This is a genomic window from Nocardiopsis sp. iso_237, from assembly GCF_056173345.1.
This window is the reverse complement of sequence record NZ_CM149669.1, coordinates 4,177,225-4,202,997: the sequence shown is the minus strand read 5'-3', so window position 1 is coordinate 4,202,997 and position 25,773 is coordinate 4,177,225. Positions and strand designations below refer to the sequence as shown.

The window sequence follows — 25,773 nt, the reverse complement described above, 5'->3', positions numbered from 1 at the left end:
GTTCCCGGACCGGACACCGGGGCTCGCGCCGTCCGGTCAGACGGCGAAGCGCCGCGCGAAGCGGACCACCTCGTCGATGACCTCGTCGCGGTTGGTCTCGTTGAACACCTCGTGCCGGGCGCCGGGGAACACGCGCACGGTGACGTCCTCTCCCGCCACCGCCTCGATGCCCACCCTGGTGTCGGAGAGCGGCACCAGTCGGTCCTCGTGGCCGTGCACCCACAGCAGGGGGAGCGAGCCGAGGCTGCCCGCGTCGTTGCCCCGCCTCAACTCGGTGAGCAGGGCGTTCACGGTGGCGCGTTTGAACGGGCCGTGCCAGACCAGTTCGTCGGCCACGTAGGCCGCGCCGACGGCGGGGTCGCGCGAGAGCGTGGCCGGGTCGATGGGGGCGTCCGGGATCACCTCGGCGGCGGCGATCTCCTCCAGGGCGGTCCAGCGTCCCAGGACCGGGCCGGTCAGCGCCAGGGCCTGCACCGCCCCCGGGTTCACCTGGGCGTAGCGGGTGGCGATCAGGCCGCCCATGGAGTGGCCGACCATCACGAGGGGGAGGCTGCGGTAGGCGGTGCGGGCCTGGGTGACGACGCGGTGGACGTCCTCGACCACACCCGCGTAGTCCTCGATCAGCGCTCTCTCCCCGGAGGAGCCGCCGTGGCCCCGGTGGTCGGCCCCGTAGACCACCGCTCCGGCGGCGCACAGGTCCCTGGCGACCTGGTCGTAGCGGCCGAGGTGTTCGCCGTAGCCGTGCACGAGCACGGCGAGCCAGGTCGGTTCGCCCTCGGTCGGGGCCCAGGCCCGTGCCGCCAGCTTCCCGGAACCGTCGGGTCCTCCGGCCAGCCCCCACTCACGTGTGCTGATCACCGTGTCCTGCCTCCTCGTTGCCGCGGCCGTCTGCGACGATCGGGTGGTCGCCGCCCGGAGTGGTCACCCTAGAACATCCCGCGGGCGGCGCCGGGGCCCGCGGCGGGGGCCGTGGTCGCGGCGCGCGTTTGGGGTATCGGTCGGAGACGGCGGTGTGATCTCGTGCGAGTTGACGAAATATGCCAAATGGTGCGATCGCGACGACTTGCCGTGAAACTGGATCTTCTACGCTTAAGAGCGGGTATCCCTCTCCTGGGTGTACCCCCGTGCTTTTCCCGACAGCCAATCCAGACTGGAGAGGAGGATGACGCTCGTGCTGGCTGACTCCTATGGCCGCGTGGCGACGGACCTGCGTGTGTCGCTCACCGATCGGTGCAACCTCAGGTGTACCTACTGCATGCCGCCGGAGGGACTGGAGTGGCTTCCCAAACCCGAGCTGCTCACGGACGACGAACTCCTCCGCCTGATCCGTATCGGCGTCACCCGCCTCGGGATCGACGAGGTCCGCTTCACCGGCGGTGAACCCCTGCTGCGACGCGGCCTGGTGAACATCGTCGCGGGCACCACCGCCCTCGACCCCCGCCCGCAGACCGCGCTGACCACCAACGGGATCGGGCTCGCCCGGACCGCGCCCGCCCTGGCCGAGGCCGGGCTGGACCGGGTCAACGTCTCCCTCGACACCCTCGACCCCGTCGTCTTCGAGAAACTGGCCCGGCGCCGCCGCCTGCCCGACGTCCTGGACGGGATGGCCGCCGCCGCGAGCGCCGGACTCACCCCGGTCAAGGTCAACGCCGTGCTCATGCGCGACGCCAACGACCACGAGGCCGCCGACCTTCTCCGCTTCTGCGTGGAGCACGGCTACGAGCTGCGCTTCATCGAACAGATGCCCCTGGACGCCCAGCACGGCTGGCGCCGGGACACCATGATCACCGCCGACGAGATCCTGGCGCGGCTGGAGACCGAGTTCGACCTCGACCCGGCCGACGCCGACACCCGGGGCAGCGCCCCCGCAGAGCTCTTCCGCCTGCGCGGCCAGAGCTTCCCCAACGGCGAACCGGCCACGGTCGGCGTGATCGGTTCGGTCACCCGCCCGTTCTGCGGTGCCTGCGACCGGGTCCGGCTCACCGCCGACGGGCAGATCCGCAACTGCCTCTTCGCCCGCGAGGAGTCCGACCTGCGCACACCGTTGCGCGAGGGCGCCACCGACGACGAGATCGCCGACCGCTGGCGTGCCGCCGTCGCCTCCAAGCTGCCCGGCCACGGCATCAACGACCCGAGCTTCCTCCAGCCCGCCCGCCCGATGTCCGCCATCGGCGGCTGATCCGAACCGGCCACCGAGGGGACCTACCGGGATAAACCGGTTGCCGTCCTCCCGCCGCTCTGGCTTGATGTTCCGGGGCACCGACACCGCAGAACGGCGGTGCCCCGGGGCGGGAACGAGAGAACGGGAGGTGCCCCCATGCCCTACACCGAAGTCCCCGGCGACCTGGTACCGATCCGCATGTGGGCCGACCCCGCGCAGGTCGAGTCCGCCGCCATGGACCAGCTCCGCAACGTGACGCGCATGCCCTGGACGCACGGCCTGGCCGTCATGCCCGACGTCCACTACGGCAAGGGCGCCACGGTCGGTTCCGTGATCGCGATGCGCGACGCCGTCAGCCCGGCGGCCGTGGGCGTCGACATCGGCTGCGGCATGACCGCCGTGCGCACCGGCCTGACCGCCGAGCGCCTTCCCGACGACCTCGGGGCCCTGCGCTCGGCCCTGGAGGCCGCCATCCCGGTCGGCTTCCACGCCCATGACGAACCCGTCGACCCCGCGCGGGTCCCCGGGCTCGGCGGTTCCGGGTGGGACCGCTTCTGGGACGGTTTCGACGGGCTCGCCTCCGCCGTGCACCCCCGGAACGAACGCGCCCGGCGCCAGATGGGAACCCTCGGCGGCGGCAACCACTTCCTGGAGGTGTGCCTCGACGACGACGGCGCCGTCTGGATGGTCCTGCACTCGGGCTCGCGCAACATCGGCAAGGAACTGGCCGACCACCACATCACCCAGGCGCAGGCCCTTCCGCACAACCAGGACCTGCCCGACCGCGACCTCTCCGTGTTCGTGACCGGAACCCCCGAGATGGACGCCTACCGGCGCGACCTGTTCTGGGCGCAGGACTACGCCCGCCGCAACCGGGACGTCATGATGGCCCTCGCCTGCCAGGTCCTGGCCGAACGCGTCCCCGGTACCACGTTCGAGCAGCGGATCTCCTGCCACCACAACTACGTGGCGGAGGAGACCTACGACGGCGTGGACGTGCTCGTCACCCGCAAGGGGGCGATTCGTGCTGGTTCGGGTGAGTTTGGTGTGATTCCAGGCAGCATGGCCACCGGGACGTACATCGTGAAGGGCCTCGGCAACCCCGCCTCCTTCAACTCCGCCTCGCACGGCGCCGGACGCCGCATGAGCCGGAACAAGGCCCGCAAGACCTTCACCCGGGCCGACCTCGTCGAGCAGACCCAGGGCGTGGAGTGCCGCAAGGACCTCGGCGTCGTGGACGAGATCCCCGCCGCCTACAAGGACCTGGAGTCGGTGATCGAGGCCCAGACCGACCTGGTCGAGGTGGTCGCCCACCTGCGCCAGGTGGTGTGCGTCAAGGGGTGAGCCCCCGCCCTCCCGGCGGCCGCCGCGTGCGGCATGCTGGGAGGGTGACCGAGAACCTCGACGCGGTGGTGCTGGCCGGGGGAGCGGCGACCCGTATGGGCGGCGCCGACAAGCCCGGCCTCACCGTCGCCGGACGCACCCTGCTGGAACACGTGGTGGGCGCCGTGCGCGCCCACGCACCGCACGCCGACGTGACCGTGGTGGGGCCCGAACGCGACCGCCCCCGGGCCCGCTACGTCCGTGAGGACCCGCCCGGCGCGGGCCCCGTCCCCGCCCTGCGCACCGGCCTGGCCCGGGTGCGCGCCGCCCGGGTGGCGCTGCTCGCGGCCGACCTGCCCCACCTGGCCCCGAGTCACCTCGCCGCCCTGTGCGCCGCGCTCGGTGGCGGGGGCACGGGGGAGGCCCGCGGGGCGGTGTTCGTGGACGCCACCGGCCGCGAACAGTGGCTCACCGGGGTCTGGGACACCGCCGCGCTGCGCACCGCCCTCGACGACTACACGGGGCGCTCGCTCCACCGGCTGCTCGGCCCCCTCGACCCCGTGCGGGTGCCGCTCACCGACGCCCCGGAGGAGTTCGACGTGGACACCCCCGAGGCCCTGGAACGCGCCCGCGCCGTCTGGACCCCCAGGGATCCGGAGCCGAGCTGACCGGCCCCGCCGCACCGGAGGGAGCGGACCCGGACGCACCACGTGGCCTGCGGGGCTTGCCCGGCTCGGGGAGCTGGGCCATCATGGCCGTCATGACGATCAGGAAGGGCGGAATCCGCCCGGGCCGTTGAGCCCCACCGCGCCGACGTACGGGTCGGCCGCCGAAATCCTCGCCTCCCTTGAGGGCCTGAGCCCCCACGCGCGCACGCGCGCGCTGGCCCGCCACGCCCGACTCCGCGCCGCCACACCGCGACTGGCCCCGCTCCTGCACGGCCTGTCCGAGCTCGGCCACCACCGCGACGCCCTGCACGTCGCGATCGTGGCCAAGCACCTCGACACCGTCGCCCGGTACCTGGGCGGACCCGACACCGAACTGCGCGGAGCCGCCCTGCGCGCCGTCCGCACCCTCCCCCTCCCGGACCCGGTGGTCCTGACAGCCCTCGACGACGCCCCCGGCGGACTGCGCCGCGCCCTGTACCGCGCCCTTTTCCAGGGCCGCCGTACGGAGCTCTCCGACTCCCTGCTGGACCGGGTCCGGGCCCGGTCCGGCGACGCCGAGGCGGCCGCCCTGCTGCCCGCCTGCTCCCGCGACACGGTACGGCGCCGTCTGCCCGGCCTCGTCCACGCCCTGCGCTCCTGGCGCCGACTGGCCCGCCGCCACCCGGACACCCTCGCCGACCACATCGCCGACCGCTTCGGCGCCATGGACGCCGACCGGTCCACCCATCACCGCTGGAACCGCGCCCTCACGGCCCTGGACCCCGTACGCCCCGCCCGGGTGGCGCAGATCGTCGGTCCCGACCGGCTGAACGGCTACCCGCACGCGCTTCGGGTCTCCGCCCCCGACCGCCTCAGTGCACCCCACCCGGAGGTCTCCCGGGGCCGGGTCGGACGCGAACTGAGCCGGGGGACGCGCACCCGCCCGGCCACCGCCCGGTGCGTCCTCCGGTCCCTGCCCGCGAAGGAGGCCGCCGTCCTCCTGGACCGGGCGGTGGCCCGGTGGGACCGTTCCCGCACCCCCGAGGCCCTGCTGCCCTACCTGGGACTGCTGCCCCGCGACCGGGCGGCGGAACTGGCCCGCGAGGCCCTGACCGAACTGGCGGTCTTCCAACGGGTCAACAGCCGAACCCTCGTCCCCGACCAGGATCTCGACGCCATCGCGCACCTGCCCTACGCCGAGGCCTCCGTGCGGCTGGAGGAGGCCGCCTCCTGCGGCGACCCCGAGCGCAGGGCCCGGGGACTGTCCCGACTCGTCGAGGCCACGGCCCGCACCGGTGACCCGACACTGCTGGCCCGGATCCTGGCGGAGCGGGTCGAACGCCACGGCGCCGACCGCGACCCCGTCCGCCGCGCCCTCCTGCTCGCCCTGTCTGAGGTCGGCCCCCGCCTGCTCGTGTCGTGCCTGCCGTCCCTGCACCGCCTGACGGAGGACACGGTGCGGGCCCGCGACACCTCGGCCGCCACCCGCGACGTCCTGCGGCACCTGGCCTCCCGTCTCCTGCGCCACTCAGGTACCCGCGACCACGAACCCGCCGTGCTCTGGGGGACCGGCGTCTACCGGAGACTGGTCGAACGGTTCGGCGCCGACGGGCTGGGCGACCCCGACCGGCCCCGGCACAACGCCCCCTGGTGGGCGGTGCGGCGCCGCCGGACCCCGCCCTGGTGGGTCACCGAGGAACACGGCGCGCACCGGCACGGGCCCGAACCCCGCCTGCACCAGGTCCTGCCGCCCGGAGCGGAGGACCTCCTCCTCGAACAGCTGGGCGGCTTCCTGGCCGGGGCCGGTCGCCGGGGCGACCACGGGCCCGCCGTCGCGCTGGCCGCCGAACTCGGCCACCGGGGACGCCGTGCGACCGCGCTCGACGGCCACCTGCGTGCCGCCGTGCTGGCCGACCCCGGCTCCGCCACCGCCGCCCGCGCCGCGGCCCTGTACCTGACCGGCCCCGACCGGGACCGGCGGGCGCTGCGCCTGTTCGAGGAGGACCCCGCCACCGCGCGCCTCCCGCGTGTGTGGGAGCTCCTGACCCGCCGACACCCCGCGTCGGTGGCCCTGCGGGCCCTGGAGTCCGCCGCGCCCGCTCCGGGCGGAGGCGATCACGGCACCGCCGTGTGGGTGCCCCGCGTCAGCCGTGCGCTGCTCCTGGAATGGCCGACCGCCCCGCGTGACGGGCTGCGCGCACACCTGCTCGCCGTCGCCGGGGAACCGGCCCTGGCCGCCGCCGACCGTGAGGCGGCCCTGCGGTCGCTCAGCGCCCTCCCTGGCGCACACCGGCACCTGACCGTCTTCCTGGACGACGGCGAGGTCGTGCTCCGCGAGGCGGCCATGTCCGCGCTCGGCCGCTCCGACCAGCCCGAGCTCGCGCTGGAACTGCTGGCCGCGCACTCCGACGGTCCCCGCTCGCGGGCGGCCGGACCGGCCCTGTCCCGCTGTGCGGAGCGGGCACGCCCGTCCGCCCTCGGACCGCTCCTGTCCCGCCTGTTGGAGGGGCCCGGGAAGGTGACCGTGCGCCGGACCGCCGCGCGGCTGCTGGCCCGGCACCGACCGCCCGGAGCGGTGGCGGCCCTGGTCCGCGTTCTGCGCCGACCGGACGAACACCGCGACGTGCTCGCCGCCGTGGCGGCGGCCCTGCTGGTCCTCGCGGATCTGCCGGGGGCCCTCCACGCGCTGGCCCAGCGGGTCCCGGACTTCATCGAGGAGGAGATCCAGGTGGCCCTGTTGGGGGTGGACCCCGAGCGGCTGTCCCCGGGCCTGAGGCGAACGGCGGCCGACACCCTCGCCGCCCTGCCCCCGCCCCGCCGCACGCACTGGCGGATGAACGGCTGGTGGGGGCGGTGGACGGCATGGGGGTCGGAGACGGTGGACGACGTCGTGGCGGCCGTCTGCGATCCCGACCAGCCGTTCGAGCGCGCGCTGGCCACGCTCCGACAGGTCCTCGCCCGAGGCAGGGGGCATGACCGGCTCGCCGGGGCGCTCGAACGCCTCCTGGGCCAGCTGCCCGCCCCCGGGCAGCTGGCCCAGGACGCGGGGACGGGTGCCCTCGAACGCGTCAGGGACGCGCACCGGAGGGCGCGCGAGGTGGTGGGCCTCCTGCGGTCCGCCCTCCTCTCCGCTCCGTCAGGGGACACGGTGGTGCGAGACCAGGCCGACCGCGCCGTGGACCTGCTCACCGCGCGCCCCGAACTCGTCGGGCTCGCGCTCCGCCTGCTCGACGCCGAACTGGTGCGTGCCGTCAGAACGGCCGAGGACACCCACGAGTCGGAACCGCTGGTGGACTGTCTGCTCCGGACGGCGCGACTGCTCGCCACGCGCCCCGGGCACGACGGGCACCGGTGGATCTCCGTGGTCCGTCCGGTGTGCGACCGGTCCGGAGATCCGCGCGTCGGAGAGGAGACCGCGGCCCGGGTGGCGCGCCGTCTCCTGGAGGAGGCCGAGGCGGACGGAGGTCGGGTCGGTCAGGGGGCGGGTCTGCTCGGGCTGACCCTGGTCCAGAACGCACTGAGCGGCGGCGCCTGGGCCCGGCCCTGGCCCGAGCTGCTGGCCGTCGCGGGGAGCTGCCGTCACGAGGAGGTCCGTCTGAGGGCCTGGGGCACCGCCGTGGAGTGACGGTTCAGGGGCGGGCGCCGGGCCCGTCCCCACCGTCCTGACCAGCGTCGCCGTCCAGGAACTCGGCCATCGGAACCGTCTCACGCAGGAACCCGCGCAGGCCGAGGAAGTTGGCGAGGTAGTCGCGGTGCTCGTCGCAGGCCACCCACACCTTGCGGCGGTCGGGGGTGTGCAGCTTGGGGTTGTTCCACACGAGCGCCCAGTCGGCGGGGGCGCGGCAGCCCCTGCGCGAGCAGTGTGTGTCCGGTGCGGTATTACCCAATGCTGGTCCCCAGGCGACAAAGCGGATTCGGCGGTCAAGCCCCGGCCACGGCCGGGTATTCCCGCCGACCGGGTGCGGACAAAAGGCGACGCCGGGTGGTTACGGGGGCAAACCACCCGGCGTCGCGCGATGTTTCGACGGGGGCTCGAAACATCGTCCCGCGCTTCGACGGGGGATCGAAGCGCTAGACCCAATGTACACCGACGCCCCCCGGGGTACGTCAAGAGTGAGTTACGACGTTGTCTCGGGACAGTCCCGCCAGGGCGGGTCCTAAGTCCCAGGTCAGGTCTTACCTGACACTTCACCCGCCGTTCCGGGCCCATTCCCTGGTCGGAACCGCTGTCCCGCTGGCCAAGGGCGCCCCAACCGGGACCAAAGGCCGCAGAAACAATCAGCAAAGTCCACCGATCCGTTCTCCGGAAAGGTTCAGGGAGTAAATCAGGGGGCCCGTGTGGCCGGTGGGGATTGAGGGCAGGCAGGGAGCGGGGCCGGGTTCGCGAGGCCCCAGCCACCGACTACACAGGGGGTCACCCATGACCGGCCACACCTACCGCGTCACGGAAATCGTCGGAACCTCTCCCGAGGGCGTCGACCAGGCGATCCGCAACGGCATCCAGCGGGCCTCGGCCACGCTGCGCGGGCTCGACTGGTTCGAGGTCACCGAGGTCCGGGGCCACATCGAGGACGGCGACGTCGCCCACTTCCAGGTGGGCCTCAAGGTCGGTTTCCGGTTGGACGACTGACCTCCCCCGACGGCTCCGGACCGGCGACACCGTCCGTGCGTGGCGAGGGGCCGGGGCCGTGGGGGTTCGGTCCCGGCCCCTCGCTCAGGAATCGTCGTCGTCCGGCGCCGGACCGCGCAGCACGTCCACGTGCACGTGGTCCAGGTGCCGCAGGATCTCGTTGTCCGGGTCGGCCTCGTAGTGGCGCCAGCCCATCGACGGGTACCGGGTGCTCCAGATCTTGTCGTCGAAGATGATCACGTCGATCTGGTAGTCGGGCGCGTGCGCGATCAGCCAGTGCGCCAGCAGCCACCCCTCGCGGCGGTTGTCCTCGTTGACCGGACGGTAGAAGACGTCGAGCGCCCGGCCCTCGTAGTGGGCGGAGTCCTCGCCGTGGCCGGTGTCGTACCCGCCGGCCACGAACCCGCCGATCTCGGTGTCGGCGAAGTCGTTCTCGATCCCCTTCTTGAGGGTCTTGGCGCGCGGGGTCAGCCCGGAGCCCAGCTCCTCCTCGAACTCGACCTCCTCGCCCGAGTAGCGGCAGCTCATCGAGGGTCCGGCGTCGTCCTCGGGCCCGTTGACCAGGGCGTCCATCACCTCGTCGGGGATGTCCTCCACGTCGGGCCGCGAGATGGGCGCGTCCTCACCCTGGGCGATCACGGCGGCCGCGGTGCTGGCCCGCTTGGCCTCGTCGCGGTCGAGCCTGACCTGCTCCTCACCGGTCCACACCGAGCAGTCCGGCCCCCACGGCGTCGACGTGGGGAAGCTCCGGTTCTGGTTGGCCACCACCCACTGGGTGCCCAGCACGGCGATCACGGCCAGGACGGCCAGGGCCGCCACGGACAGGACCAGTCCGTGCCATCGTCGGTGGACCCGGGAGGCCCCGGGAATCCTGTGGGTCATGCACTCCGCCCCTCCACGCCGGAGACGGGGCGGCCGTGCCGCCGTCGACGTCCCGGGCGCCCGTCACTGTCCGGCTCCCTCGCACACTCCTCCGTCTATGGGACACAACGGGAACAACTCTCATTCCCGGCAGTGACACGGATCAAGCGCGGGCGGCCGTGCCGGATGCGGGGGACGCGTCGGTCACCACACCGACCACAGGACCATCACACCGCCCAGGAGCAGGGTCAACGCCCAGATCCGGTCCATGGTCACGCCCTTCCAGCGCAGCGCGTGCACGCCGAGGAAGTCGTGGGCGATCAGCGCGGCCACCCCCGCCGCGCCGAGCATGGCCAGCGAGTGCACCCCGGTCGCGGCGAGCCCGAGCAGGGTGGCGTCCCACAGGCTCCACGCCCCCTCGGCGGCCACCGACGCTCCCGCGGTCGCCTCGGCGGCGGCCTCGGGGCCGGTCCCGCCTCCGGCGGCCCCGTGTCCCGCGTGGGCGCCGCCCTCCGCGTGCGTGTGGTCGAGCTGCCCCGAGAGCACCGGCATGACCATGAGGCCGGCCCCGTGCGCCGAGGACATCAGGAAGGACCAGGCGGTCAGCTGCCACAGCGACAGGCGCACGTCCCGCCAGTGGAAGTGCTGGCGCGACAGCAGGATCACCATTCCCACCAGTACGATCAGCCCCCCGCCCAGGACGGGGAAGAGGACCGACGCGGTGGCCGACCCCGTGACGGTGATCGCCACCGCCGCGACGGCGACGCTGACCGCGTGCCCCACGGCGATCGCGGGCAGGGCCGCCAGCACCTGACGGCGTCCGCCCTCCTGGAGGCCCCTGCTGACGGCGAGCAACCACCCCATGCCGGGGTGTAGCCCGTGGAAGGCGCCCAAAGCGACGAGAGTCCAGAGCTGAGCTGTGGTCACCGCGCCAGGTTCACACGCCCGCAGGGGGCGGACAACGGTCCGTGGCCAACTGTCCGACACCGGTCACCCTGCGTCGCCGGGGTTTGCCGGAACCCCCCAGGGGCATCGGTCCAGGGCGAAGGGCAGGTCACCGCCGCGTCGCCCAGGGCACGAACGAGCGCGGCCGCCCCGACGGGGTCGGGGCGGCCGCGGACTCCGGCACCGAGGGGTTCGGCGGACCGAACCGGTGCCTCAGGGGCAGATCGAACCGAGGTCGGTGGCCTCCGAACCGACCTGGCGGCCCGGGTCGGCGGGGGAGGGCTCGTCCAGACCGGTGTAGCGCTGCCACTCGGTCCGCTCGTCGTCCTCCCACTCCTCCCACTCCTCCGGGGTCGGGTTCTCGACGTCCTCGGGACCGTCACCGTCCGGGGAGGCGGAGGGGTCGACCGGCGGCGCCTCGTCCCCGCGCTCCTCGCTGGCCCCGATCGCCTCCGCGACCAGCTCCTTGATCTCGTCCCAGTCCGGGTTGCCGGTGGACACCTGCGGCGGGGACAGCTGGAGCGCGCTCATGTCACCGTGGTCGGTGAGCTCGTCGGCCAGCTCGATGAAGGCGGGCACCTTCGACTGCGGGATGTCGGTGGTGAGCGTCCGCTTGGTGGCCCCGGCCAACCGCCGGTAACTCGTCAGGATCGTGGTCGGGTCGACCTGTTCCGCGACGTACTTGACCAGGCACCCCTGGCGGCCCATCCGCCCGTAGTCGTCGGAGCCGATCCGGGACCGCCCGTACCAGAGCGCCTCGTGGCCGTCGAGGCGGCGCACCCCGGGCTCCAGCACCCCGCCGTGCACCCCGTACGGGATGGGCTCCTCGATCCGCACCCGCACGCCGCCCACGGCGTCGATCAGGTCGCGGAAGCCCATCATGTCGACCATCGTGTAGTACTCGACCTCCAGGCCGAGGTTGTACCCGATCACCTTCTTCAGGGTGTCCGCCGCGGGGTCCTGGGCGATCGGGTTGAGGGCCAGTTCGTCGGGCTCCTCGGCGATCGTCTGGTACACGTCGTTGAGCAGCAGGTCGAAGCCGTACGGCTCGGGGTAGCGCTCCGCGAGGGCGCTGTCCTCGGGGAAGTGCACGTTCTCCAGGTTGCGGGGCAGCCCCACCAGGACCGAGTCGCCGGTCTCGGTGTCGATGCTCGCCACCATCATGGTGTCGGTGCGCACGCCGTACCGGTTGTCGGCGGAGTCCGCGCCGATCAGCAGCACGTTGACGCGGTCCGCGCCGTACCAGGGGTCGGCCGCGTCGTGCGGGGGCAGGTCGTCGCGCTCGGGGGCGTCGAAGACCTCGGCCAGCGTCTCGTAGGCGGTGTAGCCGCCGTGGAGCGCCCAGGCGGCGGGCGCGCCGACGGTCAGGCACAGCAGCAGGACCACGACCCCGCCGAGGAGGCGATGGCCGAACCGGGCGCCCTCGGGGCGGGTGATGGTCCACGAGTGCACGATCACGGTCAACCACAGCACCACGACCACGAACACGGCGCCCATCAGGCCCAGCAGCCAGCGGTCCTGCACGGCCATCCCGGCCAGCACGGTCATCGCGCCGGACTCGTGGGTGCCGATCCGGAACAGCCAGAAGACCAGGGCGGCGATCCCCGCCAGGTAGGCGCCGAGGAGCACGGTCCCGGCGAACCGGCGCCTCATGCGCAGGTGCGCCACACCGGGGAGGGGAAGCGACGCGGCGGTCCACAGCAGCGCCCTTCCCGTGCTCAGGCGCGTGGGCGCCTTGTCCCGCCGCTCGTCCTCCGCTGCCACCAGCGTTTCCTCTCAAGCCGCGGGGCGATCAGGGCCGCCCCGTCCTCTACTCCTGATTGTTCGCGCCACGGTCTCCGTGGGCGGTCACTTTCTGTGCTTATGCCCTTTCCCAGGTGTGCGCGGGGGCTCGGCCCGTCGGTCGTCCCGCGCGGTGTGCCGTGGGCGCCCGCGGCGGGCGTCACGCGGACCCGTGTGATCAGTGTGGCGCTTTGTCGGGGTTGTGTGCACAGTGGCCACCTCATAAGGGGTGTTCTATACAAGTCTGTTATGTGGTCGAGAGTTGCCTGATGGGGCATTGGACGGCGCTGTCCGGCCGGTCAAAGGGGTGAATCAACCGATTTCTTTGGCGATCAGTAGTGAAGCGGCTCCACAACTGCGATGATCTGGCCGGAGGAGGGGGCGTCGTCCGGGGGTAAGGGCGGCGTCATGGGAACGAAAGGCAACCATCGTGCTCGATGCGGTTGACGCCGCGCTCATGCGGGCGTTGCAGGGGGACGGCAGAGCGACGTTCCAGGCCCTGGCGGACGGGGTGGGCCTGTCCAGGACGGCGGTCCGCGCCAGAGTCCGCCAGTTGGTGCAGTCGGGGGCGATCAGGATCGTCGGCGTGCTGCACGCCGGGGTCGTGGGTATGGAGGTCCTCGGTCACGTGTCGTTCCGGGTCAGCGGACCGGTCGGTCCGATGCTCGAGGCGCTGGGGGAACGCGAGGCCGTGACCTTCGCCGCGCAGGCCGCCGGGAGGTTCCCGGCCGTCGCGCAGGTCAGGGTCGCCGACGACGCGGCCCTGACCAAGGAGCTCACCGAACTGCGCTCACTGCCGGGTGTGGAGGGCGCGGAGGTCTTCCGCGCCAACGCCGTGTACAAGGACGCCCACAGCAGTGTGCGTGAACTCCGCGACATCGAGTTGGACGCGCTGGACTGGCGTCTGGTTCGGAGGCTGCTGAAGGACGGTCGGGCCTCGTACGCCGACCTGGCCCGGCAGGTGGGGCTGTCGCAGGCGGCGGCCCGGTCCCGGGTGGTGCGCCTGCTCAACTCGGGCGTGGTGCACGTGACCGCGCTGGTGGAACCGTCGGCGGTGGGCGCCAACGAACAGCTCGGCTTCGGACTCCGTTGCCGGGGTGACGCGGACGCGCTGGGCACGGCCATGGCGAACATGGGGCGGATCTCGTTCCTGGCCAGCGGCTTCGGTCGTTACGACGTGGTCGGGACGCTCACGGCGCCGGACCGTTTCCAACTGGTGGAGGCGCTGGAGCGGATCCGGGGCACGGCCGGGGTCGCGCACGTGGAGACCTGGGACCACCTCCAGGTCCGCAAGGAGCGCCGGGGCGGTGAGCGCTCGCTCGGCTGGGGCCCCGGCTGATCCCGGGCGGAACGTGAGGGCCGGTTCACGGCGCGGGGCACGGGTCCCGGGTCGTGAGCGGGTGGGGCGGGTGGTCGTCCGCCCCACCCGTACCCGAGGATGGAGTCATGGTGACGGACGGTCCAAAGACGCCGGAGACAGCAGCCAAGCGCGAACCGGGCACACTGCGGTTGCGCGGGCGGACCTTCGCGGGTCGGCGCTTCGCGGTGATGGGGGTGATCAACCGGACCCCCGACTCGTTCTACGACAGGGGCGCCACCTACGCCCTGGAGGCCGCGCTGGCCTCCGCCGACCACGCCGTGGCGGCCGGGGTGGACGTGATCGACGTCGGCGGGGTCAAGGCGGGGTACGGCGCGCACGTGGACGAGGCGGAGGAGGTCCGCCGCACCGTGCCGTTCGTCCGCGAGCTCCGGGACCGCCACCCCGACGTGGTGATCTCGGTGGACACCTGGCGGGCCGGGGTGGGCCGGGCCTGCGCCGAGGCCGGGGCGGACATGATCAACGACACCTGGGCAGGGGCCGACCCGGACCTCGCCCGGGTCGCGGCGGAGTTCGGCACCGGCCTGGTGTGCAGCCACAGCGGGGGGCTGGCCCCGCGCACCGACCCCCACCGCGTGCGCTACGACGACGTGGTCGCGGACGTGGTGTCCGGGGTGTGCGAGCTGGCCGAACGCGCGGTGTCGGTGGGCGTGCGTCCGGACGGGGTGATGATCGACCCCACGCACGACTTCGGCAAGAACACCTACCACTCCCTCGAACTCACCCGCCGTCTCGGTGAACTGGCGGCCACCGGATGGCCGGTGCTGGTGGCGGTCTCCAACAAGGACTTCGTGGGGGAGACCCTCAGCGCCGGGCTGACCGAGCGCGGTGACGGGACCCTGGCGACGTTGGCGGTGTCCGCCCGCGAGGGGGCCCGGGTCTTCCGGGTCCACGACGTCGCGGCCGCACGCGCCGCCCTGGACGCGGTGGCGTCGGTGGTCTGACGCGGCGCCGGTCACCCTGCCTGGGAGGGGCCACCGCGGGTGGCCGGACGGACACGGTCCCGGCCCAGATGTAACCATCGGTAGCATTTTTACGTGTTTCGGGCTCGCATGCCTTGCGTCACGTTTAAGTTACCCGCGAGTATAGAAGGGGTCGGTCCGAACCGACCGCACCGGGCGCGGGTGTAATGGAGGCTGACGTGGCGCTTGCGAAGACGTTGACGGCTGTGGGGACGGTGGCCCTGGCCCGCTGTGGGGGGCGTCCCTTCGGGACCCACCTCTTCTCCGTCTGGCCGGGGGCGGCGTTCGCCGCGAGCGCCTTCCCCGTCCGCTGCGCACCGGGGGACAACCTCGCGCTGCACGTCGCGATCGCCCAGGCCCCGCCGGGCTCCGCCCTGGTGGTGGACGTCTCCGGAGAGTCCGAGTACGGCTACGTGGACGAGATCCTCGCCGTGGCCGCCCGCACCCGGGGCGTGGCCGGGATCGTCCTGGACGGCTGCGTGCGCGACATCGCCGCGATCGCCCGCTGTGAGCTGCCGGTCTTCGGTGCCGGGGTGGCGGTCCGCGAGGCCGGGCACGACGCGGGCGGCTCCGTGGGCCAGCAGGTGTTCATGGACGCGAGCGGCCCCGCCCCGCTGCCGGTCCGGCGCGGCGACTGGATCGTGGCCGACGACGACGGTGTCGTCTGCCTGCCGCGCGGCCAGGTGAGCACCATCATCGCCGAGACCATGGACAGCGTCTCCCGGGACCGGGAACTCATCGACGCCGTCTGCGCGGGGGAGAGCACCCTCGACCTCCTGGACCTGGACCCGTCCAGGGTGACCGGTTGGGAGGGGGCCGCCGACCGGGGGACCCGGCGCGGCCGTCCGAGGTCGATAGGGTCGCGGCGCGACGGTCGCGGGGTGCCGGAGGGGCACTCCCGTCCGAGGCTGGGCCCGCGCTCGGCGGTGGGCGACGTCTACGGCGGCGACTGAGTCCGCGCCGCCCCGGCGGGATCCACGGCGCGGGCCCGGAACCAGCACTGGCTCCGGGCCCGCACACGCGTTCGTCCCCGGCGCTCAGTCCTCGGTGAGCGAGAGGAGCTCGTCGAGGTAACAGGTGGCCTCGCGGGCGGCACGGACGGGGTCCGCCTCCCGGACGGCCTCGGTGAGGCCGCTGTGGTCGATCCCCTCGGTGGCGGAGGAGGGGCGGTCGGAGGCCTCGGCGCTCTGCTCGTAGGCGGTGTGCGCGATGCTGGCGTAGACGACCTGGGCGATGTCGTCGTACAGGTCGATCAGCAGGGTGTTGTGCGTGGCGTTGACCACCGCGCGGTGGAAGGTGAAGTCGGCCTCCACGAAGGCGCCCATGTCCTTGGTCCGCCAGGCCTCCTCGCGCAGGGCCATGGCGCGGTCGATGTCGGCCATGTCCTCCTTGCTGTGGCGCATGGCGGCCAGGCGCGCGGCCTCCACCTCCAGGGCGCGGCGCACCTCCAGGTTCTCCCGCAGCCGGGAGCGTTCGAGGCGGCGGCGCAGGGCCCCGCCGAGCTCACTGGAGGCGCGGACGAAGGTCCCCGCGCCCTGGCGGATCTCCAGCAGACCCGCGTGGGCCAGGGCTCTGACCGCCTCGCGGACGGTGTTGCGGCCGACCTCCAGTTGTTCGGACAGTTCGGACTCGGTGGGGATGCGATCACCGACGCCCCACTCACCGGAGTCGATCTGGGCTCGTAGCTGACTGATGACCTGGTCGACGAGACCGGTCCGGCGTGTCGACGCGAGGGGCACGCTCATACCTCCTAGGGGCGGGTCGCCGGATGACAGGCCCAGCGCACGGGTAGGGAACGGTTAAGGACGGAGCCTAGACCAGTTGGGCGCAGGAATAGGCCCTGAACGTCAATGCGTTATCCTCATGAAGTACATAGGGTCATCCTACGAATTTGTGAGCCACGTCCTATGAGCGTCACCCCCACGCGCGAGAACGCCGCGCAGGGCACCCCTCCTTCCGGCACCGACCAGCACCGAGCCGCGTCCCGCGCGGCTCTCCTGCTGATCGCCGTCGCGATCGCCCTCGCCGCGCTCAACCTGCGCACCGCGATCACCAGCGTGGGGCCCGTCCTCGGCGAGGTCACCCAGGGACTGGGCATGACCGCCGTGGGCGCCGGTGTCCTCACGACGCTCCCCGTCCTGTGCTTCGCGGTCTTCGGCGGGCTCACCCCACTGCTCAGCCGCCGTCTCGGCTCCCACCGCCTGCTCGTCCTCGCCCTGACCGCCGTCACCCTCGGCCTCGTCACGCGGGCCATGGCCCCCGAACCCTGGCTCTTCCTCGCCCTGAGCGTCGTGGCGCTCTCCGGCGGAGCCGTCGGCAACGTCATCCTCCCGGCCCTGGTGAAGCAGCACTTCCCGCACCGCGTGGGCCTGATGACCACCGTGTACACCACCGGTCTGGCCGTGGGCACCGCGATCGCGGCCGCTGCCACCGTCCCCCTGGAACAGGCCACGGGTGACTGGCGGATCGCCCTCGGCGCCTACGCCCTCTTCGGGCTCGTCGCGGCCCTGCCGTGGCTGCTGGCCCTGCGCCACGAACCCGCCCCCGGCGACGCCCGCGAGGCCCTCAGCGTCCGACAGGTACTCGGCACCGGGATCGGCTGGCAGTCCGTCCTGTACTTCGGCACCCAGTCCTCGATCGCCTACATCATGTTCGGCTGGTTCGCGCAGATGCTCCGCGACCAGGGCCTGGACGCCCAGTCCGCCGGGGTGATGCTCGCCTACCTCACCGCCCTGGGCATCCCGATGTCGCTGATCATGCCCTCGATCATCGTCCGTGTGCGCGACCAGCGCCCCTTCGTGCTGCTCTTCGTCACCGCGTACCTGATCGGCTTCGCCGGGATGTGGGTGTCCCCGCTCAACGGCACCTGGGTGTGGACGACCTTCGTCGGGATCGGCCTGGGCAGCTTCGTCATGGCGCTGACCATCTTCGCCGTACGCACCCGCACCGCCGAGGGCACCGCGGCCATGTCCGCCTCCAGCCAGAGTCTCGGCTACCTGCTCGGCGGAGCCGGGCCGTTCCTGTTCGGGCTCCTGCACGAGGTGAGCGGCGGCTGGCACGCCCCGATGGCGATGGTCATCGGTCTGGTGCTCCTCAACCTCGTCGTGGGCCTCCTGCTCGGCCGTCCCCGCTATCTGGAGGACGCCATCGCCGCCCGGGCGGCGGCGCGCCGGTCCTGAGCCCCCCGCCGGGTCAGACCGGCAGCCAGTCGATGCGGCCGATGAGGTACACGGCGCCCACGAACGCCACGACGTCGATCACCGTGTGGGCCACCACCAACGGCATCACCCGTCCGTAGCGCAGGTAGAACCAGCCGAACACCAGCCCCATGACCAGGTTGCCGAAGAACATCCCCACACCCTGGTACAGGTGGTAGAAGGCGCGCAGGACCGAACTGGCCAGCACCGCCTTCCACGGCGCCCACCCCATCTGTCCCAGCCGGTGCAGCAGGTAGCCCACCACGATCACCTCCTCCAGGACGCCGTTCTTCAGCGCCTGGAGCACCAGGACCGGGGTGTCCCACCAGTTGCCGTCCAGCGTGCTGGGCACGATGGTGCGGGTGAGCCCGAGCTGCCAGGAGACCAGGTACACGACGAGCCCGCCGGTGCCGATCAGCGCGGCCAGGGCCAGCCCGCTCCAGGTGTCGAACACCGGTCGGCGCAGGTCGAAGCCGACGGTGCGCGCGGACTCGCCGCCCCGGTGCAGCAGGTACACCACCAGCGCGACGGGGGCGAAGGCGAAGACCACCGAGTACAGCTGGAAGGACAGGTCCAGCCACGGCCGGTCCTCGGCGCGCGAGCGGATGAGGTTGGCGGTCTGGTCGGCCATCGACTCGGGCGAGGTGAGCACGCCCAGGAACGAGATGACCGCCGACACGGCGGCGGCGCCCAGCGACAGGGCGAGGACGCACAGCACCTCCCAGCGCATCAGGGAGCGGCTGGCGAGCTGGTGCTGGACGGTGGTTCCCGCGCGCGTCCCCTCGGCGGGCCCGGCGGAGCCGGTGGGGGAGGGGCGGGGAGCGCGCGGGTTCGGGTCGGTTCTGTCGGTCACGCGTCGAATCTACGCGCTGTCGACGGAGAGGTGAGCGACCTACTCGTCGTCGCCCTCGTCACCGTCCTCGTCGCCGTCACCCCCGCCTTCACCGTCGCCGCCCTCGTCATCGCCGCCGATGGCGTCGTCGATGCCCTGCTCGATGTTCTCCTCGACCTCCTGCTCGATCCCGTCCTTGACCTCCTGCTCGAGGTCGTCGGTGTTCTCGCAGGCGGCCGCGCCGAAGACGGCGACGGCGGCGATCGCGCCGGCCGCCACCACCCGTCGGGTCGTGGAGAGGGTCACTCTGCTGATGTCGTCGAGTTTCACGTCGGCTCCGTGTGCTTGGCGAAAGGGTGCTCGGGGCGGTCGGTCGGAACGTCCCGAGGCCGTGGGGGCGGGCTCGACGGTTCCGTCACCCGTTGCTTGGAGCCACCGTATACGCGCACCGCTCCCACGCGGGCGGGCGCGGGGGTTTCGGACACACGAAGGCCGCCGACCATGCGCGAGTGACACGGACCGCGCATGGCCGACGGCCAGGGGGAGGCCGTCCCGCCCCGCCCCAGCCACGAAAGCGGGGAGGGACGGCCTCAGGGAACGAAGACCAGGGTCAGTGAGCCGCTGAGAACTGGTCTTCTTCGGTGGAGCCGGTGAGAGCCGTGGTGCTGGCCTCGGGGGAGATGGTCGTGCTGATCGCGTCGAAGTAGCCGGTGCCGACCTCGCGCTGGTGGCGGGTGGCGGTGTAACCGTCGGCCTCGGACGCGAACTCGGCCTCCTGGAGCTCGACGTACGACGTCATGCCGTTCTGGGCGTAGCCCTTGGCCAGGTTGAACATCGAGTGGTTGAGCGAGTGGAAGCCCGCCAGGGTGATGAACTGGAACTTGTAGCCCATGTGGCCGAGCTCGCGCTGGAACTTCGCGATGGTCGCGTCGTCGAGGTGACGCTTCCAGTTGAAGGACGGCGAGCAGTTGTAGGCCAGCATCTGGTCCGGGTACTCGGCCTTGATGCGCTCGGCGAAGTCGCGGGCGACCTCCAGGTCCGGGGTCGCGGTCTCCATCCAGAGCAGGTCGGAGTGCGGGGCGTAGGCGAGGCCGCGGGCCACGCAGGCCTCGACGCCGTTGCGGAAGCGGTAGAAGCCCTCGGCGGTGCGCTCACCGGTGGTGAAGGCCTGGTCGCGCTCGTCGATGTCGCTGGTGATCAGGGTCGCGGCCTGGGCGTCGGTCCGCGCGATGACCAGGGAGGGGACACCGGCGACGTCCGCGGCGAGGCGGGCGGCGTTCAGGGTCTTGACGTGCTGGCTGGTCGGGATGAGGACCTTCCCGCCCAGGTGGCCGCACTTCTTCTCGGAGGCGAGCTGGTCCTCCCAGTGGACACCGGCCGCGCCCGAGGCGATCATGCCCTTCATGAGCTCGTAGGCGTTGAGGACGCCGCCGAAGCCGGCCTCGGCGTCGGCCACGATCGGGGCCAGCCACTCGGGGGCGGTGTCGTCACCCTCGGACCAGGTGATCTGGTCGGCGCGCAGGAGCGCGTTGTTGATGCGGCGGACGACGGCCGGGACCGAGTTGGCCGGGTAGAGGCTCTGGTCCGGGTAGGTGCTGCCGGAGAGGTTGGCGTCGGCCGCGACCTGCCACCCGGAGAGGTAGATGGCCTTGAGGCCGGCGCGGACCTGCTGGACCGCCTGGTTGCCGGTGAGCGCGCCCAGGCTGTTGACGTAGTCCTCGGTGTGGAGCAGGTCCCACAGGCGCTCGGCGCCGCGCCGGGCCAGGGTGTGCTCCTCGGTGACCGAACCGCGCAGCTTGACGACGTCGTCGGCGGAGTAGGTGCGCTCGATACCGGCCCACCGGGGGTTGGTCTCCCAGTCGCGCTGGAGTGCGGCGCTGGCTTCCTGACGTCGAGCGCTGGTGCTCATGTTCGTTCCCGCCTTACGTGTAGTCCCCAAGGTCTTCGCGCCGGTCGAGAGTCCTCCCAAGGGCCAGGGGGTGAGCCCCTGAGCGGTAAGTTCCCCGCCGGTAACTATGATTCTTGGGCAAGATCCAAGGGTTTTCCACTCGAAATCGGGTGAAGATCGTTGTTTCTTTCCGTAAGATGAAGCCATGGCGTACTTTGGTGCTGAAGAAATACCGTCTTTGACAGGTGACCTGGATCTCGTCACGTTTGGCCAGAGGCTCCGACATCTGCGCAAGGCGCGCGGGATGACCCTGTCCGACCTGGGGGAGCGCGTCGGGCGGGCGCCCTCGCAGCTCTCCCTGCTGGAGAACGGGAAACGTGAGCCGAAGCTCTCCCTGCTCACGTCCCTGGCCTCCGCCCTCGACGTGTCCGTCGAGGAACTCCTGTCGAAGCAGCCCCCGAGCCGCCGCGCGCAGCTGGAGATCGCGGTGGAGGAGGCCCAGCGCGACTCCCTGTACCAGGGCCTCAACCTCCCGCACCTGAAGGTGGGCAAGCGGGTCCCCAACGACGTCCTCGAACACATCGTCGGGCTCTACGACGAGCTCAAGAGGCGCAACGCCAAGCCGACCGCCACCCCCGAGGAGGCGCGCCGGGCCAACGCCGACCTGCGCCGCCAGATGCGGGAGCGGGGCAACTACTTCGAGACCATCGAGGCCGCGGCCGCCGACACCCTCTCGGCGGTCAACTACACGGCCGGGCCCCTCTCCCAGGGGCAGATCCTCGCGATCGCCACCCACCACGGGTTCTCCCTGAGGTACGTCCAGGACCTCCCCCGCTCGGTGCGCTCCCTGACCGACCACGTCAACCGGCGCATCTACCTCAAGCGCGAGACCACGCTGGGCATGCACAGCCCGCGCACGATCCTCCTCCAGACGCTCGGCCACGTGATCCTCGGCCACAACCAGCCCCGCGACTTCGGTGACTTCCTCCGCCAGCGCGTGGAGGCCAACTACTTCGCCGCCGCCGTCCTCATCCCCGAGACCACGGCGGTCACCTACCTCCAGGAGGCGAAGAAGGCGCGCGACCTGTCCGTGGAGGACCTGCGGGACGTCTACTCCGTCTCCTACGAGATGGCGGCGCACCGGTTCACCAACCTGGCCCACCGCCACCTGGACCTGGTCTGCCACTTCATCCGCAACGACGAGACCGGCATCATCTACAAGGCCTACGAGAACGACGGCCTGGTCTTCCCCACCGACGACAGCGGTGCCATCGAGGGTCAGCGCATGTGCCGCCAGTGGTCGGGCCGCCAGGTGTTCCAGTCACCCGACCGGTACTCGATCTACTACCAGTACACGGACAAGCCCAACGGCACCCACTGGTGCGTCGCCCACGTGGACCCCAGCCGCGAGCGCAACTTCGCCATCACCCTGGGCGTGCCCTACAAGGAGTCCCGCTGGTTCCGAGGACGCGAGACCACCAACCGCACCAAGTCCAACTGCCCCAACGGCGAGTGCTGCGTGCGTCCGCCCGCCCAGCTCGCCAGCCGCTGGGAGGGCAACGTGTGGCCCTCGGCCCGCGCCCACTCCCACGTCCTGTCGGCCCTGCCGTCGGGCACCTTCCCCGGCGTGGACGAGCACGACGTCTACACCTTCCTGGAGGGCCACAGCCAGGACTGAGCCCCGGACCCTCCACCGGTACCCGTGTGAGGGGGCCGACGCGTACGGCGTCGGTCCCCGCACGGTCTCTTCGCCCCGTACCCGGAACCGCTCAGGCGCGCAGGTCCCGCAGCGCCTCCGGGGTGAGGTCGGCCAACGACGGGTAGCCGTCGACCGCCATGAGCAGGTCCGCCTCGGCCAGCAGGGACCGCAGCACGTGCACGATCCCGTCCGCCCCGCCCAGGGCCAGCCCGTAGACGTAGGGGCGGCCGACCGCCACCGCCGTGGCCCCCAGCGCCAGGGCCTTGACCGCGTCGCTGCCGGACCGCACCCCGGAGTCGAAGACCACCGGCAGGTCCGTGGCGGCGGCCACGTCCGGCAGGCACTCCAGGGCCGGGATGCCGCCGTTGGCCTGTCGGCCGCCGTGGTTGGAGACGTAGACGGCGTCCACGCCCCCGTCCGCGGCCCGCCGGGCGTCGTCGGGGTGGCACACGCCCTTCACGATCAGCGGCAGGTCGGTCAGGGACCGCAACCACGGCAGGTCGTCCCAGGTCAAGGGGTTGCCGAAGACACCGGCCCAGTGCGCCACCACGGCGTCGCGCGGGGCGTCCGCGCCCACCCGCTCCTGGAAGACGGGGTCGGACGTGTAGTTGGCCAGGCAGTGGCCGCGCAGCATCGGCATGTTCGCGGTGGCCAGGTCACGCGGGCGCCAGCCGGTGACCCAGGTGTCCAGGGTGACGACGATCCCCGCGAACCCGGCCGCCTCGGCGCGGCGGACCAGGCTGGCCGCCAGCTCGCGGTCGGTCGGCGTGTACAGCTGGAAGAACCCGGGAGTGTCACCGAACCGCGCGGCGACCTCCTCCATCGGGTCCTGGGACAGGGTGGAGGCGATCATCGGGACCCCGGTGCGCGCCGCGGCCTCCGCCGTGGCCAGGTCCCCGTGCCCGTCCTGGGAACAGAGGCCGACCACCCCGACCGGGGCCATCATGAGCGGCGAGGGCAGGCGGATCCCGCACAGTTCGACGCTGGTGTCGCGCTCCTTGGCGCCCACGAACATGCGGGGGTACAGGCCCCACCTCCGGAACGCGGCGGTGTTGGCGTCCTGGGTGTGCTCGTCGCCCGCGCCGCCCGCCACGTAGGACCACACCCACGGTGGGAGCGCCTCGGCCGCCCTGCGCTCCAGTTCGGCGAAGGCCACGGGGTGGGAGGGAACGACACCGGTGAGGCCGTTGAGGTAGATCTCCAGCTGGTAGTCGCCGTAGTGCGAAGCCATGGTCGCCTCCGGAAGGGGGTGGGGTGGGACCCGCATCATTCAGACGGGCACGCGCGCGTGTCAAGTGCCGCGGGGGACGGGAGAGCACCGTGGAATGACGGGTCCCACCCACCCTTAGCTGGGTGTTGGTCTCCCGATGAGCTGGTGCGGGGTAGGGGGCGGGCGTGGAACCGATGCTTGCGAGCGCCGTCGATCATTTCCCCACGGGTGAGAGCCTGCTCTACGAGCCGAAGTGGGACGGCTTCCGGTGCCTGGCCGAGACCGGGCCCGTGCGCATGGACAGCAGGCAGGGGAGGTCGCTGTCACAGCGCTTCCCCGAGATCGTGGAGGCCCTGGACAGCCAGCTCCCCGAGGGCATCCTGCTGGACGGGGAGATCATCCGGTGGGCGGACGACGGGCGGCTGGACTTCGGGGCCCTGCTGAGGCGGAACGGTGCCTCGGTCCGCCACGCCCGCGCCCTGGCGCGCACCGACCCGTGCCACCTCGTGGTGTTCGACCTGCTGAGGGCCGGTGGCCGGGACCTCACGCACCGGGCGCTCTCCCACCGGCGCGGGGAACTGGAACGTCTCATGGAGCTGGTCGAGCAGCCCTCGCCGCTCACGCTCGGCTGGCAGACCGACAACCCGGAGGTCGCCATGCAGTGGTGGGACGAGATGCCCGCCGTGGGAGTGGAGGGCGTGATGATCAAGGACGCGCGCCGCTCCTACCGTCCGGGCCGCAGGGACTGGCGCAAGTGGAAGCACCGCGTCACCACCGAGGCGATCGTGGGCGGGATCGTCGGGCACGCGCGGGCCCCCCGCGCGCTCATCCTGGGCCGCGTGGACTCCGCGACCGGCGAGCTGCGGGTGGCGGGGCGGACCTCGGACCTCTCCCCGGACGAGTCCGAGGAGGTCGCGGGGCACGTGGTCAAGACCGACGACCACCCCTGGCCCCGGCTCCTCGCCGCGACATGGGGCGGGGACGCCTCCCGCCAGACCTACACACGGGTCGTACCGGACCTGGTGGTGGAGGTGTGCCCGGACTCGGCCGAGGTGTCCGGCCGGTGGCGGCACGTCGTCCAGTTCCTCCGCGCGCGCACCGACCTGGTGCCCGAGGACGTGCCCCGGGACCTGGACACGGAGTAGTCAGCCGGCGTCCGCGACCGCGTCGGCCAGTTCGTCCCTGGTCATGCGTGAACGACCGGGGATGTCGAGCTTCCTGGCCTGCTCCATGAGCTCGCCCTTGGTGGGCCGGTGGTCTTCGGAGGAGCGCGGCGCCGGAGCGCGGCCGCGGCGTCCGGACTTCGCGGCCCGCTTCTCGCGCCTCTGCTTCAACGACGCGCGGAGAGCGTCGTCGAGCGCGATGACCTTGCCCTCGCCCTTCTCCTCGGGCTCCCTGCCCTCGTAGCTGACGGTGCCGCCCCGCGCCTTCGTGGCGATCAGGTCCTCCAGCCGCCGCTCGTACTCGTCGGAGTACTGTGAGGGCTCCCAGTCGGCGGTCATCGCGTCGATCAGCTGGGAGGCGAGCTTGAGCTCTCCCTGGTCGACCTCGCCCGTCGGAGGGCGCATGACGTCCTCGGGGTCGCGGATCTCGTCCGGCCAGTAGAGGGTGCTCGCCGTCAGGACGCCCTGCTGCGGAGCGATCAGGGCCAGGTGCTGCCGGTTGCGCATGACCAGCGTTCCGAGACCCGCCCGGCCGGACTCCTCCAGCGCGGCCAGGAGCAACCGGTACGGCTTCGACGAACTCTTGTCCGGTCCCAGGTAGTAGGTGGACGAGAACCACAGCGGATCGACGTCCTCGGCGGAGATGAACCCGGTGATCTCCAGCGTCCTGCTCCGCCCGGGCTGGATCTGCTCCAGGTCCGCGGGTTCCAGGAGCACGTAGGAGTCGGAGTCGTCGACCTCGGCTCCCTTGACGATGTCCTCGTTGGCCACGCGTTCGCCGGTGTCCTCGTTGACCCGCTGGTAACGCACGCGCGCGTTGGTGCCGCGCACGAACTGGTGGACGGTCGGTCCGTGCCTCTCGCGTGCGGAGTACATGCGCACGCCGACCGACACCAGTCCGAAGCTGATCGTTCCGGTCCACACGGTTCCAGGCACTGCTCACACCCCCTCCCTCCAGTGTGGGAGCGGGGCGGCAAACACCGGACAGGTGTGTGTCAGGACTCTTCCCCGTTCCGCGTGGGAGCGCGTCGTTGTGCCTGTCCAGACTGACTGTTACCGTTGGTAGCACTTCATGGTCGCCCCTCCGTCCCCCGG

At 72.1% G+C, this 25,773-nt stretch carries 22 protein-coding genes; 11 read left to right on the top strand and 11 right to left on the bottom strand.

Annotated features, from left to right (window positions below; genetic code table 11):
• Positions 1–36 precede the first annotated feature (36 nt).
• Positions 37–858 carry a lysophospholipase gene (locus AC0VYM_RS19120; protein WP_475454096.1) on the bottom strand — a complete coding sequence of 274 codons (822 nt, stop codon included), beginning with the start codon at positions 856–858 and terminating at the stop codon, positions 37–39.
• Between the two features lie 313 nt (positions 859–1,171).
• On the opposite strand from AC0VYM_RS19120, the gene moaA reads away from it, so the two are divergent.
• From moaA to AC0VYM_RS19100, 4 genes are all read left to right on the top strand, one after another.
• On the top strand, positions 1,172–2,179 hold the full coding sequence (gene moaA, locus AC0VYM_RS19115; protein ID WP_475463119.1) for a GTP 3',8-cyclase MoaA: 1,008 nt from the start codon (positions 1,172–1,174) through the stop codon (positions 2,177–2,179).
• 138 nt (positions 2,180–2,317) lie between these two features.
• Positions 2,318–3,505 (top strand): RtcB family protein, encoded by a 1,188-nt coding sequence (locus AC0VYM_RS19110; protein WP_475454094.1) that lies wholly within the window; start codon positions 2,318–2,320, stop codon positions 3,503–3,505.
• A 44-nt stretch (positions 3,506–3,549) separates the two neighbouring features.
• Positions 3,550–4,152 carry a molybdenum cofactor guanylyltransferase gene (mobA, locus tag AC0VYM_RS19105; RefSeq protein ID WP_475454092.1) on the top strand — a complete coding sequence of 201 codons (603 nt, stop codon included), beginning with the start codon at positions 3,550–3,552 and terminating at the stop codon, positions 4,150–4,152.
• Positions 4,153–4,279: 127 nt separating this feature from the next.
• Positions 4,280–7,756: a hypothetical protein gene (locus tag AC0VYM_RS19100; protein ID WP_475454090.1), complete on the top strand. Its 3,477-nt coding sequence runs from the start codon at positions 4,280–4,282 to the stop codon at positions 7,754–7,756.
• A 4-nt stretch (positions 7,757–7,760) separates the two neighbouring features.
• Here the strand turns inward: AC0VYM_RS19100 and AC0VYM_RS19095 are convergent, their stop codons facing one another.
• Positions 7,761–8,018, bottom strand: coding sequence for a hypothetical protein (locus AC0VYM_RS19095; protein ID WP_475454088.1), 258 nt, complete (start codon positions 8,016–8,018; stop codon positions 7,761–7,763).
• A gap of 533 nt (positions 8,019–8,551) precedes the next feature.
• Here AC0VYM_RS19095 and AC0VYM_RS19090 point away from each other — a divergent pair.
• Positions 8,552–8,761, top strand: a complete 210-nt coding sequence (locus AC0VYM_RS19090) for a dodecin (RefSeq protein ID WP_475454086.1) — start codon at positions 8,552–8,554, stop codon at positions 8,759–8,761.
• Between the two features lie 84 nt (positions 8,762–8,845).
• Here AC0VYM_RS19090 and AC0VYM_RS19085 read toward each other — a convergent pair whose 3' ends face one another.
• The 3 genes from AC0VYM_RS19085 to AC0VYM_RS19075 all read right to left on the bottom strand — a co-directional run bounded on the left by AC0VYM_RS19085 (position 8,846) and on the right by AC0VYM_RS19075 (position 12,331).
• A complete protein-coding gene (locus AC0VYM_RS19085) occupies positions 8,846–9,643 on the bottom strand; it encodes a VldE C-terminal domain-containing protein (protein ID WP_475454084.1) in 798 nt (265 codons plus the stop codon).
• A gap of 183 nt (positions 9,644–9,826) precedes the next feature.
• Positions 9,827–10,549, bottom strand: coding sequence for a cell wall anchor protein (locus AC0VYM_RS19080; RefSeq protein WP_475454082.1), 723 nt, complete (start codon positions 10,547–10,549; stop codon positions 9,827–9,829).
• A 231-nt stretch (positions 10,550–10,780) separates the two neighbouring features.
• On the bottom strand, positions 10,781–12,331 hold the full coding sequence (locus tag AC0VYM_RS19075; protein ID WP_475454080.1) for an LCP family protein: 1,551 nt from the start codon (positions 12,329–12,331) through the stop codon (positions 10,781–10,783).
• Positions 12,332–12,779: 448 nt separating this feature from the next.
• Between AC0VYM_RS19075 and AC0VYM_RS19070 the strand changes: the two genes are divergently transcribed.
• From AC0VYM_RS19070 to AC0VYM_RS19060, 3 genes are all read left to right on the top strand, one after another.
• The gene (locus AC0VYM_RS19070) at positions 12,780–13,688 is read left to right on the top strand and encodes an Lrp/AsnC family transcriptional regulator (protein WP_475454078.1); all 909 of its coding nucleotides are present in this window, start codon (positions 12,780–12,782) and stop codon (positions 13,686–13,688) included.
• Between the two features lie 107 nt (positions 13,689–13,795).
• Positions 13,796–14,671 carry a dihydropteroate synthase gene (gene folP, locus AC0VYM_RS19065; protein WP_475454077.1) on the top strand — a complete coding sequence of 292 codons (876 nt, stop codon included), beginning with the start codon at positions 13,796–13,798 and terminating at the stop codon, positions 14,669–14,671.
• A gap of 224 nt (positions 14,672–14,895) precedes the next feature.
• A complete protein-coding gene (locus AC0VYM_RS19060) occupies positions 14,896–15,642 on the top strand; it encodes an RraA family protein (RefSeq protein WP_475463117.1) in 747 nt (248 codons plus the stop codon).
• Positions 15,643–15,726: 84 nt separating this feature from the next.
• Here AC0VYM_RS19060 and AC0VYM_RS19055 read toward each other — a convergent pair whose 3' ends face one another.
• On the bottom strand, positions 15,727–16,428 hold the full coding sequence (locus AC0VYM_RS19055) for a FadR/GntR family transcriptional regulator (protein ID WP_475463115.1): 702 nt from the start codon (positions 16,426–16,428) through the stop codon (positions 15,727–15,729).
• Between the two features lie 168 nt (positions 16,429–16,596).
• Here AC0VYM_RS19055 and AC0VYM_RS19050 point away from each other — a divergent pair, with 168 nt between their 5' ends.
• Positions 16,597–17,868 carry a CynX/NimT family MFS transporter gene (locus AC0VYM_RS19050; protein WP_475454075.1) on the top strand — a complete coding sequence of 424 codons (1,272 nt, stop codon included), beginning with the start codon at positions 16,597–16,599 and terminating at the stop codon, positions 17,866–17,868.
• 13 nt (positions 17,869–17,881) lie between these two features.
• Here the strand turns inward: AC0VYM_RS19050 and AC0VYM_RS19045 are convergent, their stop codons facing one another.
• The 3 genes from AC0VYM_RS19045 to aceA form a co-directional block, all read right to left on the bottom strand.
• Positions 17,882–18,739 carry a CPBP family intramembrane glutamic endopeptidase gene (locus tag AC0VYM_RS19045; RefSeq protein ID WP_475454073.1) on the bottom strand — a complete coding sequence of 286 codons (858 nt, stop codon included), beginning with the start codon at positions 18,737–18,739 and terminating at the stop codon, positions 17,882–17,884.
• A gap of 39 nt (positions 18,740–18,778) precedes the next feature.
• Positions 18,779–19,048, bottom strand: coding sequence for a hypothetical protein (locus AC0VYM_RS19040; protein ID WP_475454071.1), 270 nt, complete (start codon positions 19,046–19,048; stop codon positions 18,779–18,781).
• 280 nt (positions 19,049–19,328) lie between these two features.
• Positions 19,329–20,627, bottom strand: a complete 1,299-nt coding sequence (gene aceA, locus AC0VYM_RS19035) for an isocitrate lyase (RefSeq protein ID WP_475454069.1) — start codon at positions 20,625–20,627, stop codon at positions 19,329–19,331.
• A 217-nt stretch (positions 20,628–20,844) separates the two neighbouring features.
• Between aceA and AC0VYM_RS19030 the strand changes: the two genes are divergently transcribed.
• Positions 20,845–22,284, top strand: a complete 1,440-nt coding sequence (locus AC0VYM_RS19030; RefSeq protein WP_475454067.1) for a helix-turn-helix domain-containing protein — start codon at positions 20,845–20,847, stop codon at positions 22,282–22,284.
• A 91-nt stretch (positions 22,285–22,375) separates the two neighbouring features.
• On the opposite strand, the gene AC0VYM_RS19025 is transcribed toward AC0VYM_RS19030, so the two are convergent.
• Positions 22,376–23,536 carry an alpha-hydroxy-acid oxidizing protein gene (locus tag AC0VYM_RS19025; protein WP_475454065.1) on the bottom strand — a complete coding sequence of 387 codons (1,161 nt, stop codon included), beginning with the start codon at positions 23,534–23,536 and terminating at the stop codon, positions 22,376–22,378.
• 173 nt (positions 23,537–23,709) lie between these two features.
• On the opposite strand from AC0VYM_RS19025, the gene AC0VYM_RS19020 reads away from it, so the two are divergent.
• The gene (locus AC0VYM_RS19020) at positions 23,710–24,660 is read left to right on the top strand and encodes an ATP-dependent DNA ligase (protein ID WP_475463114.1); all 951 of its coding nucleotides are present in this window, start codon (positions 23,710–23,712) and stop codon (positions 24,658–24,660) included.
• On the opposite strand, the gene ku is transcribed toward AC0VYM_RS19020, so the two are convergent.
• Positions 24,661–25,614: a non-homologous end joining protein Ku gene (ku, locus tag AC0VYM_RS19015; protein WP_475454063.1), complete on the bottom strand. Its 954-nt coding sequence runs from the start codon at positions 25,612–25,614 to the stop codon at positions 24,661–24,663.
• Positions 25,615–25,773 lie beyond the last annotated feature (159 nt).

Coding starts and splice junctions, on each gene's coding strand:
- AC0VYM_RS19085 (WP_475454084.1), bottom strand. CDS start 9,643: ATGACCCACAGGATTCCCGGGGCCTCCCGGGTCCACCGACGATGGCAC.
- aceA (WP_475454069.1), bottom strand. CDS start 20,627: ATGAGCACCAGCGCTCGACGTCAGGAAGCCAGCGCCGCACTCCAGCGC.
- AC0VYM_RS19090 (WP_475454086.1), top strand. CDS start 8,552: ATGACCGGCCACACCTACCGCGTCACGGAAATCGTCGGAACCTCTCCC.
- AC0VYM_RS19050 (WP_475454075.1), top strand. CDS start 16,597: ATGAGCGTCACCCCCACGCGCGAGAACGCCGCGCAGGGCACCCCTCCT.
- AC0VYM_RS19110 (WP_475454094.1), top strand. CDS start 2,318: ATGCCCTACACCGAAGTCCCCGGCGACCTGGTACCGATCCGCATGTGG.
- folP (WP_475454077.1), top strand. CDS start 13,796: ATGGTGACGGACGGTCCAAAGACGCCGGAGACAGCAGCCAAGCGCGAA.
- AC0VYM_RS19025 (WP_475454065.1), bottom strand. CDS start 23,536: ATGGCTTCGCACTACGGCGACTACCAGCTGGAGATCTACCTCAACGGC.
- AC0VYM_RS19020 (WP_475463114.1), top strand. CDS start 23,710: ATGCTTGCGAGCGCCGTCGATCATTTCCCCACGGGTGAGAGCCTGCTC.